This window comes from Rhodococcus oryzae (genome assembly GCF_005049235.1).
In the GTDB taxonomy this organism is placed as follows: Bacteria; Actinomycetota; Actinomycetes; order Mycobacteriales; family Mycobacteriaceae; genus Rhodococcus_G; species Rhodococcus_G oryzae.
In genome coordinates, this window is the sequence record NZ_SUMD01000008.1 from 56,795 (window position 1) to 70,828 (window position 14,034).

The 14,034-nt window shown below is 69.2% G+C and carries 11 protein-coding genes; 7 read left to right on the top strand and 4 right to left on the bottom strand.

Translation table 11 applies throughout. The features are described from left to right. Positions 1 to 26 precede the first annotated feature (26 nt). Positions 27 to 2,333: an ATP-dependent zinc metalloprotease FtsH gene (gene ftsH / locus FCG67_RS16970; RefSeq protein ID WP_136910883.1), complete on the bottom strand. Its 2,307-nt coding sequence runs from the start codon at positions 2,331 to 2,333 to the stop codon at positions 27 to 29. Positions 2,334 to 2,577: 244 nt separating this feature from the next. Here ftsH and FCG67_RS16975 point away from each other — a divergent pair, with 244 nt between their 5' ends. Continuing rightward, positions 2,578 to 3,210, top strand: a complete 633-nt coding sequence (locus tag FCG67_RS16975) for a maleylpyruvate isomerase family mycothiol-dependent enzyme (protein WP_136910884.1) — start codon at positions 2,578 to 2,580, stop codon at positions 3,208 to 3,210. 33 nt (positions 3,211 to 3,243) lie between these two features. Here FCG67_RS16975 and FCG67_RS16980 read toward each other — a convergent pair whose 3' ends face one another. Beyond that, complete coding sequence (locus FCG67_RS16980; RefSeq protein WP_136910885.1) at positions 3,244 to 4,611, bottom strand: amidase; 1,368 nt, start codon at positions 4,609 to 4,611, stop codon at positions 3,244 to 3,246. Between the two features lie 201 nt (positions 4,612 to 4,812). Here FCG67_RS16980 and FCG67_RS16985 point away from each other — a divergent pair, with 201 nt between their 5' ends. From FCG67_RS16985 to FCG67_RS17010, 6 genes are all read left to right on the top strand, one after another. Next, positions 4,813 to 5,829, top strand: a complete 1,017-nt coding sequence (locus FCG67_RS16985) for an ATP-binding cassette domain-containing protein (protein ID WP_136910886.1) — start codon at positions 4,813 to 4,815, stop codon at positions 5,827 to 5,829. An 11-nt stretch (positions 5,830 to 5,840) separates the two neighbouring features. Next, positions 5,841 to 6,629, top strand: coding sequence for an ABC transporter permease (locus tag FCG67_RS16990; RefSeq protein ID WP_083742991.1), 789 nt, complete (start codon positions 5,841 to 5,843; stop codon positions 6,627 to 6,629). Then, positions 6,629 to 8,602, top strand: coding sequence for a serine/threonine-protein kinase (locus tag FCG67_RS16995; protein WP_136910887.1), 1,974 nt, complete (start codon positions 6,629 to 6,631; stop codon positions 8,600 to 8,602). The genes FCG67_RS16990 and FCG67_RS16995 overlap by 1 nt, the downstream gene beginning before the upstream one ends. A gap of 58 nt (positions 8,603 to 8,660) precedes the next feature. Next, positions 8,661 to 10,958 (top strand): serine/threonine-protein kinase, encoded by a 2,298-nt coding sequence (locus FCG67_RS17000; RefSeq protein ID WP_211243242.1) that lies wholly within the window; start codon positions 8,661 to 8,663, stop codon positions 10,956 to 10,958. Positions 10,959 to 11,065: 107 nt separating this feature from the next. Further along, complete coding sequence (locus FCG67_RS17005) at positions 11,066 to 11,602, top strand: DUF2231 domain-containing protein (protein WP_136910888.1); 537 nt, start codon at positions 11,066 to 11,068, stop codon at positions 11,600 to 11,602. A gap of 33 nt (positions 11,603 to 11,635) precedes the next feature. After that, complete coding sequence (locus FCG67_RS17010) at positions 11,636 to 12,079, top strand: hypothetical protein (protein WP_136910889.1); 444 nt, start codon at positions 11,636 to 11,638, stop codon at positions 12,077 to 12,079. Between the two features lie 10 nt (positions 12,080 to 12,089). Here FCG67_RS17010 and FCG67_RS17015 read toward each other — a convergent pair whose 3' ends face one another. Continuing rightward, the gene (locus FCG67_RS17015) at positions 12,090 to 13,424 is read right to left on the bottom strand and encodes an amidase (protein WP_136910890.1); all 1,335 of its coding nucleotides are present in this window, start codon (positions 13,422 to 13,424) and stop codon (positions 12,090 to 12,092) included. Between the two features lie 17 nt (positions 13,425 to 13,441). Beyond that, positions 13,442 to 13,996, bottom strand: coding sequence for a hypoxanthine phosphoribosyltransferase (gene hpt, locus FCG67_RS17020; RefSeq protein WP_136910891.1), 555 nt, complete (start codon positions 13,994 to 13,996; stop codon positions 13,442 to 13,444). Between the last annotated feature and the right edge of the window lie 38 nt (positions 13,997 to 14,034).

Below are 14,034 nucleotides of genomic sequence, written 5' to 3' on the forward strand. Positions count from 1 at the left end.
AGTGGGTAAGCCTAGTTACCGCCGGACTACTGCTGGCCGTTCGGCCCTTCCCAGCGCTCGGTTGCCGGCCCGCCCTCGTCTTCGGGCTTCTGCGGCGGACTCCACTGCGGATACCCGCCGTACGGGTTCTGCGGGTTCTGGGCGTGCTGCTGCGGCTGCTGCTGGTGCTCGCCCGCATCCCGTGGCGGCCAACCGGGCGCCGACCAACCGGCAGGCGCGCCGTAGTCCGGCATGGTGCCGTGCTGAGGCTGCTGCTGTCGCGGGTCCGGGTACGGCTGGTAGCCGCCGCCATTCGGAGCCGGCATCGGGTAGCCGTTCTGCGGACCCGGGACCGGAGCGGTTGGCGGAACCGTCTCGCGGGGCTTGCTGAAGGTCGGCTGCCGCACCGAGTCGTCGGGCAACGGCTCGCCGCGCTCGATCGCCAGCTCACGCGGCGTCTTCACCGGCGGCTTGTCGGACGGCGTCCGACCACCGAAGTCGTTGAACGCGGTGATCCGGGGTCGCTTCTCCACACTCGAGAAGATCTGCTCCAGATCCTTGCGGGTGAGGGTCTCGCGCTCGAGCAGCTCGGTGGCCACCACGTCCAGCAGGTCGCGGTGCTCGTTGAGGATCGCCCACGCCTCGGTGTGCGCGGCCTCGATGAGGTTGCGCACCTCCTCGTCGATCTCCCTTGCGACCTCGTGTGAGTACTCGGAGCTCACCCCCATCGACCGACCGAGGAACGGATCGCCCTGCTCCTGCCCGTAGCGGACCGCACCCAGCTTGGCGCTCATGCCGTATTCGGTGACCATCGCGCGGGCAATCTTGGTGGCCTGGTCGATATCGGACGAGGCACCGGTGGTCGGCTCGTGGAAAACGAGCTCCTCGGCGGCGCGGCCGCCCATCGCCATCACCAGCCGGGCGATCATCTCCGAGCGGGTCATCAGGCCCTTGTCGTCCTCGGGCACCGTCATGGCGTGTCCGCCGGTGCGACCGCGGGCCAGGATGGTGACCTTGTAGATCGGCTCGATGTCCGGCATCGCCCAGGCGGCCAGGGTGTGCCCGCCCTCGTGGTACGCGGTGATCTTCTTCTCGTGCTCGCTGATGATCCGGCTCTTGCGGCGCGGGCCGCCGATGACGCGGTCGACCGACTCCTCGAGCGCCGCCTCCGTGATCAGGGCGCCGTTCTCGCGGGCGGTCAGGAGCGCGGCCTCGTTGATGACATTCGCCAGATCCGCGCCCGACATGCCGACGGTCCGCTTGGCCAGGCCCTCGAGGTCCGCGTGCTGATCGAGCGGCTTCCCCTGCGAATGCACCTTGAGGATCGCCCGGCGGCCCGCCAGGTCCGGGTTGCTCACCGGGATCTGCCGGTCGAACCGGCCCGGACGCAGCAGCGCCGGGTCGAGGATGTCGGGACGGTTGGTCGCGGCGATCAGGATGATGCCGGTGCGGTCGCCGAAGCCGTCCATCTCGACCAGCAGCTGGTTGAGGGTCTGCTCGCGCTCATCGTGTCCGCCGCCGAGGCCGGCACCACGCTGACGGCCGACCGCGTCGATCTCGTCGACGAAGATGATGCAGGGGCTGTTCTGCTTGGCCTGTTCGAACAGGTCGCGCACCCGGGAGGCGCCGACACCGACGAACATCTCGACGAAGTCCGAGCCGGAGATGGTGAAGAACGGCACCCCGGCCTCGCCTGCGACGGCCCTCGCGAGCAGCGTCTTACCGGTTCCTGGCGGGCCGTAGAGCAGGACGCCCTTCGGGATCTTCGCGCCGAGCGCCTGGTAGCGGGCCGGATTCTGCAGGAAGTCCTTGATCTCGTACAGCTCTTCGACGGCCTCATCGGCGCCTGCCACATCCGCGAATGTGGTCTTGGGCATGTCCTTGGTGAGCTGCTTGGCCTTCGACTTCCCGAAGCCCATAACGCCGCCACGGCCACCGCCCTGCATCCGCCCCATCACGAAGACGAACAGGCCGAGCAGGATCACCATCGGCAGCACGAACAGCAGGATCGAGGTCAGCCAGCTCTCCTGGCTCACCTTGGTGTTGTACTTCTCCACGCCCGCGTTCTGGACGGCGGTGAAGATCTGCTCGGAGGCCGCGCTCGGGTACTTCGCGAGGATCTGGTTCGAGTTGTCGGTCGCGTCGTTGCCCTGCTTGAGCGTGAGGCGGAGCTGTTGCTCGCGGTCGTCGATCTGCGCATCGGTGACGTTCTTCGCGTCGAGTTGGGCGATGGCCACCGAGGTGTCGACGTTCTTGTACCCGCGGGTGTCGTTACCGAAATAGCTGAACGCGTAAATGATCAGCAGGATGCCGGCGACAATCGCCAGGTTGCGAAACACAGTCTTGCGATTCATACAGGTTCAGCCTCTGCAGGCCAGTCCTTTCCAGTTCCGGTCGAGCACAGTGCGCCGGGTTCCGGCTGCTCACCGGAGGTTCAAGGTTACCGCGACCGCCGCGAGCAGTGTCCGTTAGCGCGGGCATCGGCGCGGAGCAGCTGTCGCAGCGGCTTCTGCCAAGTAGAACGCGCGGGCACAGCGGATGGTTCCGTGAGCCCCGCCACCGCGGGCGGCCTGATCCGGATGTCGATAGGCTGCGGCCATGACGCTGCCGTATCCCGAGGTCCTGGCGGAGATCGAGCGCTCGCAGGCGCGACTGGAATCCTCGGTGGCCGACCTGTCGGACGAGCAGGCCAGGGGCGACTCGCTGCTTCCCGGCTGGAGCCGCGGTCACGTCGTCACGCACCTCGCCCGCAACGGCGACGCGCTGAACCGGCTGGCCGTCGGCGTGTTGTCCGGGACCCGGCCCGAGATGTACCCGGGCGGGCGGGAGGCGCGCGGCGCCGCGATCGAGGAGGGCGCGGACCGCCCCGTCGAGCTGCTGGACGCCGACCTGCGCTTCGCCGGGCGACGGGTGATCGAATCACTGCGGAAGATCGGGCCCGACCAGCTCGACACCCCGGTGTCCTGGCGCAAGCCCACCGCGGCGCGCGGCATCCCGCTGCTCCGCTGGTGCGAGCTCGAGATCCATCACGTCGACCTCGGCACCGGATACACCGCCCCGGACTGGCCCGGCGCGTTCGTCGAGGAGATCCTGACGCGGGATCTACCCGAACTCGCCGAGGCGGCGCCCGAGGTCGTGCCGCCGGACCTGCCGCGGGCCGAGCTGCTGGCCTGGCTGGTCGGTAGGCCGACGCGCGCCGGGCTCCCCGAGCTGCCCGCCTGGCCGTTCTGACCCTCGGCTCTCACACACCACGACCCGCGGCCGTCACATCACCGCGATCCGCGGCCATGGCTGCAGCGCCTGCAACTGCGCGGCCAGCGCCAGGATCCGCGCCTCCCCGCCCGGCGGCGCCGCGATCTGCACACCCAGCGGGGTTCCGGACTCGGGGTGCATTCCCACCGGCACGGTCACGGCCGGCCAGCCGACCAGGTTCCACACCGGGGTGAACGGCGCGAAACGCACTGCCGCCATGACGTTCGACGGCCAGGACCGATCGCTCCAGCCGTGCGCCTCCATCGGCGGCCTGGCCAGCGTCGGGGTCAGCACCACGTCGAAATCCGCGAAGAACGCACGCATCGCGGCCTCCATCCTGTCCACCTGCCGGGGCCGGACGAGCCTGCGCATGGCGTGCCCGACCGCGATGTGCGTCCTGGTGCGCGCCTGCAGCAACGTGTGGTCGAGGCCCTCCGCATAGGCGGCAGTGCCCGCGGTCCAGCGCGACACCAACGGAATCGGGTTCCTCGGGTACGGCAGTCTCGCTGCCGTGACCGTGTGCCCGGCACCGCCGAGCACCTGTGCGGTGCGCTCTGCCCCGCCCCGCCAGTGCCGGTCCACCGGCGTCAACGGACTCGGCGAGCCTGCCGCCACCGCGACGCGCAGCCGCCCCGGATCGGCGAGCTCCGCCAGCTCGGGACGGTCCGCCATCACCGACAACAGCAACGCGGAGTCCTCGACCGTCGTCGTCAGCGGACCGTTCTCCGCCATCCCGAACCAGTTCTCGCCCAACTCACGGGGCACCAGGCCGCTGCCGGGTTTGATGCCGACCAACCCGCAGGCGGCGGCCGGGATCCGGATCGAGCCGAGACAGTCCGATCCGTGTGCCACCGGCACCATCCCCGCGGCCACCGAGGCGCCCGCGCCGCCGGATGACCCACCCGCCGTCAGCTCGTGATTCCACGGGTTCTTGACGATCGAGTCGTGCGAATCGGTCGACGGCCACACACACAGTTCGGACAGCCTGGTCATTGCCACCGGAACCGCGCCCGCCCGACGCAACCGATCGAGCACGGGATGGTTCTCTGTCGAGGCCTCCGCAACGGTGGTCGCGGATCCGTTCCCCAGCGGGTGCCCCAGGATCGGGATGTTGTCCTTGATCGCGATGGGCACGCCCGCCAAGGGCAGCGCCGACAGGTCCGGCCGCTCGGCCAGGGCCTCGGCCTCGGCGCGGGCCTGCTCGCCCCGCACGATCACGAACGAGTCCAGCTCGGGATCACGTTCGGAGATCCGCCTCAACGCGTCCTCGACCGCGTCGATCGGCGACAGCGCACCCGAGCGCACCCGAGCCGCGATCGCGGCAGCGGTGAATTCGAGTTGGGTGCCGGTGGACAGGGCCTCCACCGAAGGGTTGGACATATGCAATAACCGCCTCACCTGGTTGGTCACTCGATCCTCCGGCCTCACGGCACCCGTCGCCAGGCACCCAGGGGTTGGGATCGACCACCCCGCAGCGGGCCGCGAACACCCTGGTGTCAAGCGAAAACGGTTGCTGCGGCGGGACCGGAGTGCGATCGTTGCAGGGCAAGCCCCAACCATCCACGTCACGCGGAGGTAGGCATGGCTGATGCAATCGTGGCCGAGGGACTGGTCAAGCGGTACGGCAAGGTGGTCGCCCTCGACGGGCTCGACCTCGCGGTACCCGAGGCCACCGTCCTCGCGCTCCTCGGCCCGAACGGTGCCGGGAAGACGACGGCGGTGCGCGTCTTCACGACGCTGCTCGAACCCGACGAGGGACACGCCACCGTCGACGGACTGGACGTGGTCGCGGACGCGAAGGACCTGCGCTCCCGGATCGGTGCGTCCGGCCAGTACGCGGCGGTGGACGAGTACCTGACCGGCTTCGAGAACCTGGAGATGGTCGGGCGCCTGTACCACCTCGGCACCAAGTTCAGCAGGGACCGGGCGCGCGAGCTACTCGAGCAGTTCGACCTCGTGGACGCCGCCGACCGCCCGGTCAAGGGGTATTCCGGCGGCATGCGCCGCCGTCTCGACCTGGCCGGTGCGCTGGTCGCGAACCCACCGGTGCTGTTCCTCGACGAGCCGACGACCGGGCTCGACCCAAGGGCGCGACTCGGCCTCTGGGACGTCATCGACGAACTCGTCTCGGGCGGCACCACGCTCCTGCTCACCAGCCAGTACATGGACGAGGCGGACCGGCTCGCCGACTCCATCGCCGTGGTCGACCACGGCAAGGTGATCGCGCGAGGCACCTCGGACGAGCTCAAGGACCAGGTCGGCGGGGAGCGCATCGAGCTCGCCCTCGACCCGGGCGCCAGCCTCGACGACGCGCGGGCGGCACTGATCCCGCTTGCCGACGGTGAAATCCAGGTGGACCAGCACGCACGCCGGATCACCGTTCCGGTGGCCGACGGTTCCAGCGCCCTCGTCGCCGCCCTCGGCAGTCTGGCGGGGCGGAACGTCACGGTGACCGACGTCGCCCTGCGCAGACCAACCCTCGACGACGTGTTCCTCGCGCTGACCGGCCACCAGGCCGAATCGGCCGGGAACGGAGCCGACGAGGCCGATGTCGGCAACCAGAGCAGCGAGGGTCGGCATCGGGAGCGTGCGTCGTGAACGGGCTGGAGATGGCGGTCCGCGACGGGGCGACGATCGCCAAGCGCAACGTCATCAAGATCAGGCGGGTGCCGGACCTGCTGATCTTCACCACGCTGTCACCGATCATGTTCGTGTTGCTGTTCGCGTACGTCTTCGGCAGTTCCATCGAGGTGCCGGGGATGTCGTACAAGGAGTTCCTGATCGCGGGCATCTTCACCCAGTCGGTCATCTTCGGCGCCACCTGGACCGGACTCGGGCTCGCCGAGGACATCCAGAAGGGGTTCATCGACCGGTTCCGGTCGCTGCCGATGGCCCAGTCGGCGGTGCTCGTCGGGCGCACCACCAGTGACGTGCTGATCAACGTCGTGAGCCTGGTCGTGATGTCGCTGGCCGGGCTGGCGGTGGGCTGGCGGATCCACACCTCTCTGCTCGAGGCCGCGGCCGCCTATGTGTTGCTGCTGCTGTTCGCCTACGCCCTGTCCTGGGTGATGGCGGTGGTAGGGCTGTGGATCCGCACTCCGGAGGTCTACAGCAACGCCAGCTTCATGGTGATCTTCCCGCTGTCGTTCATCGCGAACACCTTCGTCCCCACCACGAATCTGCCCCCGGTGCTCAAGGTCATCGCCGAGTGGAACCCCGTCTCGGCGGTGACACAGGCGGTCCGCGAACTTTTCGGCAACACCAATCCCGCGCTCGTGGTACCGGACGTGTGGCCCCTGCAGAACCCGGTGGTGGCCTCCCTCGCCTGGATCGTCGGGATTCTCGTGGTGTTCGTGCCGTTCGCGATCCATCGCTACAAGAAGGCGGTCAGTCGCTGATGGACCCGACCGTTCGGTCGACGCCCGAGGCGACGGTCGCGGCGGACTCGACGGGTGATTCCTACCCGCGCATCCTGTCCCCCGAGCGGATCGACGACGAACGCTCATCGTCGCTCGGTCCGAGCGAGGCGGTCGGCGACATCGACGTCGACGTGGGACAACGCATCGACGACTTCGACCTGCTCATGAGGCTCGGCCGCGGAGCGTTCGCCCGGGTGTTCCTCGCCCGGCAACGCTCGATGCACCGTCTGGTCGCGGTGAAGATCTCGCGAGACCACGGCACCGAACCGCAGACGATGGCCCAGCTCGACCACGATTACATCGTCCGGGTCTTCGACCAGCGCCAACTCGAGGGGCTCGGGGTGAAACTGCTCTACATGCAGTACGTCCCCGGCGGCACCCTGCTCGCCGTGTTGCGCCGGATCCGGAAAGCCCCGCAGGAGCCACGGGGTGGCCAGGTACTGCTGGACGCGATCGACAGCGAGCTCGAGGCCAAGGGCGAGATCAGGCCAACCGACTCCAGCGTGCGGGCCGAGATCGCCGCCCTGTCCTGGCCGGAGACGATCGCCTGGCTGGGCAGGCGCCTCGCCGAGGCGCTCGACCACGCGAGCAGGCACGGCGTGATCCACCGCGACATCAAGCCAGCGAACGTGCTGCTCACCGCGGAGGGGGTCCCCAAACTCACGGATTTCAACATCAGCTTCAGCAATCGCCTCGACGGCATGAGCCCGGTCGCGTATTTCGGCGGCTCGCTGGCCTACATGTCGCCGGAGCAACTGGCTGCGCGGCACCCAAGCAGGCCAGGGACCGCCGCCGATCTCGACACCCGCAGCGACATCTTTGCCCTCGGCGTGATGCTGTGGGAGCTGCTGACCGGCAAACGTCCGTTCCGCGACGCGATCGACGCCGACGAGTCGGACGCCTCGCTCGGCACCATGCTGGATCTGCGCAGACACCGGATCGGCCAGGAGATCGAGGCCGAGCTGCCGCCCGACTGCCCGGCGACCCTGCGCCGCGTACTGCTGACCTGCCTCGAACCCGACCCGCGAGACCGCTGGCCGACGGGCGCGGATCTGGCCCAGCAGTTCGAGCTGTGCCTGGATCCGCAAGCCCGCGACCTCGTCGATCCGCCGCCCGGCAGCTGGCGGCTGCGGCTGCGCCCGTGGGCGGTACCGATCATCGTGGCCGGGATCCTGCTGCCCAACGCGTTGGCCGGCTTCTACAACTACACCCACAACCGCGCGCTGATCGTCAGCAAGCTGTCCCTCGCGGCGCAGGAGCATTTCGGGCAGATCCAGCTGGTCATCACCGTGATCACCTTCCCGCTGATGGCGGTGCTGCTCGCCTCCCTGTGCCGGCGCCCCGTCCTGGTGTCGCGGGCGCTGGCGCGCGGCCGCGCCTTCGACGCCAGGACCCTCGGCCGGGCGCGGACCGACACCCTGCTGCTCGGAGACCGGGTGGTGGTCCTCTTCTTCGCGGCGTGGTGGGTCGCGACCGCCGTCAACCTGATCCTGCTGCACGTCGCGGGCGGGACGATCCAGCTGGGGGCGTACCTGCACTTCCTCGCCTCGACCGTGGTGTGCGGCGCCATCGCCGTGGCATACCCGTTCTTCCTGGTGACCTTCTACGTCGTGCGCTGTGTGTACCCGGTGCTGCTGCCGCCGGGCATCATCAGCGGCATCGACGCCGGGCTGCTGCGGGGACTGGAGCGGCGCAGTACCCGCTACCTGGCCGTCGCCGCGTCCATCCCATTGGTGGCGATCGCCGGGGCGACATTCCTGCCCGCCGACGAGCTGGGGTCGGTCGTCGTGCCGATCCGGGTGCTCTGCCTGGGCGCGATCGTCGCGTTCGTCGGGGCCTACTGGATGTTCCGGCAGCTCGAGCAGGACCTGCACGCCCTCGAGCGAGTCGTGTCGGGCGAACCCGGTCCCGCATTGAGCCTCCGCACTCCCACCCGAGCGGCGTTATCCTGACGAGGGGCTTCCCTCACGACATCGAGCGCCCAGGCGCACGAGACAGTCCGAGGTTTTCGTGACGAAACGGACCATTCGACCAGCACCGGACCCTACGGTCGCGGCGCAGTCATCGCCGGACTCGACGGTCACGGCGCAATCGCCGCCGGACTCGACGGTCCTGGCGCAGTCACCGGTCGCCCGTTTCACGGCCCAGTGGGAGACGACCGGCACTCCCCCGAATCTCGCGGACTACCTCCCCGAGAGGGCGGACCAGCGGCGCGACTCGTTGATCGAACTGATCAGGGTCGACCTGCGGTACCGATGGCTCGACTACGAGAAGCCCAAGCGGCTGGCCGCCTACCGCGAGGAGTTCCCCGAACTGAAGTCCGAGCCGTTGCCGCCCGAGCTGATCGATGAGGAGTTCCGCCTGCGGCGCCAGAGCGGGCTCACCGTGGAGGCCAGCGACTACTCGCGGGACTTTCCGGAGGAGTCCCAAGTGATCGAGCAATCGCCGATTCCCGGCGACGAGAAGTCCACGCTGATCGCGAAGCCCGCCGCGGAGACGGCACTCGACGACATCGACGTCGGCCAGCGGGTGGACGACTTCGACCTGCTGATGGGTCTGGGACGGGGCGCGTTCGCCCGGGTCTTCCTCGCCCGCCAACTCTCCATGCAACGCCTGGTCGCGGTGAAGATGTCCCACGATCACGGCACCGAACCGCAGACACTGGCCCAGCTCGACCACGACTACATCGTCCGGGTCTTCGACCAGCGCGTCCTCGACGAACACAAGTTGAAACTGCTCTACATGCAGTACGTCCCCGGGGGCACCCTGCTCGGGGTGCTGCGGCGGGTCCAGGCGACACCGCCCGAGGACCGCAGCGGACAGCTGCTGCTGGACGTGATCGACGATGCGCTCGAGGCCAAGGGCGAGATCCGGCCGGCGGACTCCAGCGTCCGGCCCGAGATCGCGTCCCTGAGCTGGCCGGAGACCGTCGCCTGGCTCGGCCGCCGACTGGCGGAGGCACTGGACTACGCGGGCAAACACGGTGTGCTGCACCGCGACATCAAACCGGCGAACGTGCTGCTCACCGCCGACGGGGTGCCGAAGCTCGCCGACTTCAACATCAGCTTCAGCGACACCGTGGCGGGCACGAGCCCGGTCGCCTATTTCGGCGGGTCCCTGGCCTACATGTCGCCCGAACAGCTCGAGGCCTGCCACCCGGGCCTGCCGGGCACGGCGAGCGACCTCGACACCCGCAGCGACATCTTCGGGCTCGGGGTGATGCTGTGGGAGTTGCTCACGGGCACACGTCCCTTCGACGACTCCGCGGTGGGCGGTCAGTCGGAGAAGTCGCTGGAACGGATGCTGGCGGTCCGCGAGCGCGGCGTCGACGCGGACGCACAGGCCCAGCTACCGTCCGACTGCCCCGCCGCCCTGAAGCGGGTGCTGCTGACCTGCCTCGCACCGGACCCGAGCAGCCGGTGGTCGACGGGCGCTGAGCTGGCCCAGCAGTTCGAACTGTGCCTGGACCCGCGGGCCAGGGACCTCGTCGACCCCGATCCGCGGAGCTGGCGGATGCGACTGCGACGCTGGGTGGTCCCGATCACCGTGGTGGCGATGCTGGTGCCGAACGTGCTGGCGGGCGTCTACAACTACCACCACAACAAATCGCTGATCATCAGCAACCTGGCGTTGGAAGCACAGCAGAAGTTCGAGCAGATCCAATCCGCGATCAACATGATCGCGTACCCGATCGGCATCGTGGTGGTGGTCTACCTGAGCCGCTATCCGATGCGGATGCCGCGCGGGCTGCGCAAGGGCCGCATCTACGACAAACAGACCCTGGCTAAGGCGCGGACCGACACCCTGCTGCTGGCCGACCGGGCGGTGCTCGTCATCTTCAGCATGTGGGCTGTGGCCGGAATCGCGTACCCGATCACCCTGCGGGTCGTCGCGGGCGAGATCCCCACGAGCACCTACGTACATTTCATCGGCTCGCTGATCGTGTGCGGGGCGATCGCGGTCGCGTACCCGTTCTTCCTGGTGACCTTCTACCTGATGCGGTGCATCTATCCGATGATGCTGCCGCAGGGGATCACCAGCAGCGACGACGCCCGCAAGCTGCGCGGGCTCAGCAGGCGCAGCGTCCGATACCTGGCGCTGGCCGCCTCGGTGCCGCTGGTCGGGGTGGCCGGGGTGACGTTCCTGTCCTCCGACGAGATCACCTCCGTGATCGTGGCCGTCCGCGTGCTGTGTGTCGGGGCGATCGCCGCCTTCATCGTCGTGTACTGGCTGTTCCGGCTGCTGGAGAAGGACCTGCGCGCACTGGAGCGGGTCGTCTCGCACGAGCCGGCGACCCGGTCCACATGACCGGCGCGGCCGTGAGGTCGTAGCCGAGACTCCCTCGCGTCTTGACCGACTGGTGTGCGAGGCACAGGCTGATAGATGAACCCGCGGTCCAGTGGGTCGGTGAATGCATGTCTGAACAAGCAGAACACGGAAAACGCCCGGTGAGCGCGGTACTCGCGGGCCCGTACGGGCACCCGTTCCACCCGATCCTGGTGACGGTGCCGATCGGCGCGTGGGTCAGCAGCCTCGTGTTCGACGTCGCCTCTCGAATCGTCGGGGATCCGGGCTTCCTGACCAAGGGGTCACTGTGGCTCATCGCGATCGGCGTGCTCGGTGCGCTGGCCGCGGCGACGATCGGCTTCCTCGACCTGATGGCCATCCCCACGGGGACCCCGGCGTTCCGAACCGGTGTGACGCACATGTCGCTGAACCTCGCGGTCACCGCCTCGTATGCGGTGAACTTCGTGTGGCGCGGCGCCGACTACGGAACCCCGGACGCCGTGGAGATCGGCCAGCTCCTGCTCTCTGCGGTGTCGCTGGCCGGGTTGGCCGCCGCGGGCTATCTCGGCGGCCGGCTTGTCTTTCGCGATGGGGTGCGGGTCGTGGACGAAGCGACCCAGGCCGACGCATTCGAGCACCGTTCCCGACACGACCGACACCCATAGACCCGATCCGTCCACCACTGCCTAGGAGATGACATGGGTATCGCAGCTCTCGTGACCTGGCTGCTGACGGCCGCAGGCGGCTTCTACCTACTCGCGACCTGGATCGCCAAAGGCGGTGTGCGGCAACCGCGGACCAGCCATTTCCCTCCCGCCGTGATCTTCGGGCATTTCCTTCTTGCCGTGATCGGGTTGGTCGTGTGGATCGTGTATCTCGTCGTCGACGAGGACGCGCTCGCGTGGACCGCCTTCGCGCTCCTGGTCCCGGTTGCGCTCCTCGGTTTCGCGATGCTGATCCGTTGGATTCCCGTCTACCGCGGCGCCGGGGTTGGCGCGGGGAACGGCGGGCCTTCGGTGCCGGGCACGGCCCCGAACGGGGTGCCGGAGAAACACTTCCCGGTCGCCGCCGTCGCCGGCCACGGGACCTTCGCAGTCGTCACCGTCGTCCTGGTGCTGCTGACGGCCCTCGGTGTGGGCTGACGCTGCACGGTCAGCTCGGCGCCGTACGCTCCCACGGCCGCAGGCGCTCCAGCTGCGCCGCCACCGACAGGATCAGTGCCTCCCCGCCGGGCGGCGCCGCGATCTGCACGCCCAGCGGCGTGCCCGACTCCGGATGGATCCCCACCGGCACGCCCGCCGCGGGCCAGCCGACCAGGTTCCACAGCGACGGGAACGGGGCATAGCGGATGTTGGCCGCGAGGTTGGACAGCCAGGACTTCTCGCTCCAGCGCAGCGCCTCGATCGGGGACCGGGCCAGAGTCGGGGTGATCACCACGTCGGAGTCGGCGAAGACCCGGCGCAACGCGGCGTCCACCTTCCGCACCTGCGCGGGGTCGACGAATCGGGTCAGCACGCGTCCGACGGCGACGTGCCTGCGGGTCCGCGGCTGCAGCAGCGCCGGATCGAGCCCGGCCGCGTCGGTCGCGGCACCCCCCATCCAGCGCGCCAAGATCACCAGCGGGTTCGCCGGATAGGGCAGCCGAGCCGTCGCGAGGTGGTGGCCTGCCCCGCCCAGCACCGCGGCCGCGCTCTCCGCGCCGGCCCGCCAGTACGGATCGACCCGCACCAGCGGGAGCGGCGAACCGGTTGCCACCGCGATCCGCAGCGGACCGGGATCGGCGACGGTCGCCAGCTCCGGGCGATCCGCCATCACCGACAGCATCAGCGCCGCGTCCTCGACCGTCGTCGCCAGCGGGCCGTTCTCGGCCATCCCGAACCAGGAGTCGACCCCCAGTTCGGCGGGCACCACACCGAGGCCGGGCTTGATGCCGACCAACCCGCAGCAGGCGGCGGGAATCCGGATCGAACCCATCCCGTCCGCCCCGTGCGCCACGGGCACCATCCCGGCCGCGACCGCGGCCGCCGAACCACCGGAGGAACCGCCGGTCGTCCGGCCGGGGTTCCACGGGTTCCTGGTGACGGTGTCCGGGGTGTCGGTGGTCCCCCACAGGCACAGCTCCGGCACCGCGGTGAGACCGACCACGACCGCCCCGGCCGCGCGCAGGCGCGCGACCACCGGATGATCCCCGGGCGAAGGCTCGTGGGAACTCGCCCTCGAGCCGTTGCCAAGGGGATGTCCCGCCACCGGGACGTTGTCCTTGACCGCGATCGGGACACCTGCCAGCGGCAACGCGGCGAGGTCGGAGCGCTCTGCGACCGCGTCGGCCTCGGCCAGCGCTTGCTCGGCGCGGACCGTGACGAACGCGCCCAGCCCCGGATCCCGCTCGGCGATCCGGGCCAGGGCCGCCTGAACGGCGTCGCGGGGAGTCAGCGCGCCGGAGCGCACCTGCGCGGCAATGGCAGCGGCGGTCAGATCCGTGGACATGCCACGAGTATGGCCCGTCAGCCGCCGTAGACCGTGGGTTCGAGCGTTCCGATGTACGGCAGGTCGCGGTACCGCTCGGCGTAGTCGAGGCCGTAGCCGACGACGAACTCGTCGGGGATGTCGAAGCCGACGTTGGCGACCTCCACGTCCACCTTGATGGCGTCCGGCTTGCGGAGCAGCGTGACCACCTCGAGCGAGGCGGGGTTGCGGGTACGCAGGTTGCGCATCAGCCAGGAGAGCGTGAGACCGGAGTCGATGATGTCCTCGACGATCAGCACGTGCCGTCCGGCGATGTCCTTGTCCAGGTCCTTGAGGATCCGGACGACACCGGACGAGGAGGTCGACGAGCCGTAGGAGCTCACGGCCATGAACTCCATCTGGGTCGGGATCGGCAGGGCCCTCGCCAGGTCGGTCATGAAGAAGACCGCGCCCTTGAGGACACCGACCAGCAGCAGGTCGCCCTCCGGCGCGCCGACCGGATAGCGCTCGGCGATGATCCCCGCCAACTCGGCGATCTTGTCCTGGATCTGATCCTCGGAAATCAACACCGATGCGATGTCGCCTTCGTACACGGCGCGAATCCCTTCATTTCGACTGACCTGGTCATGGA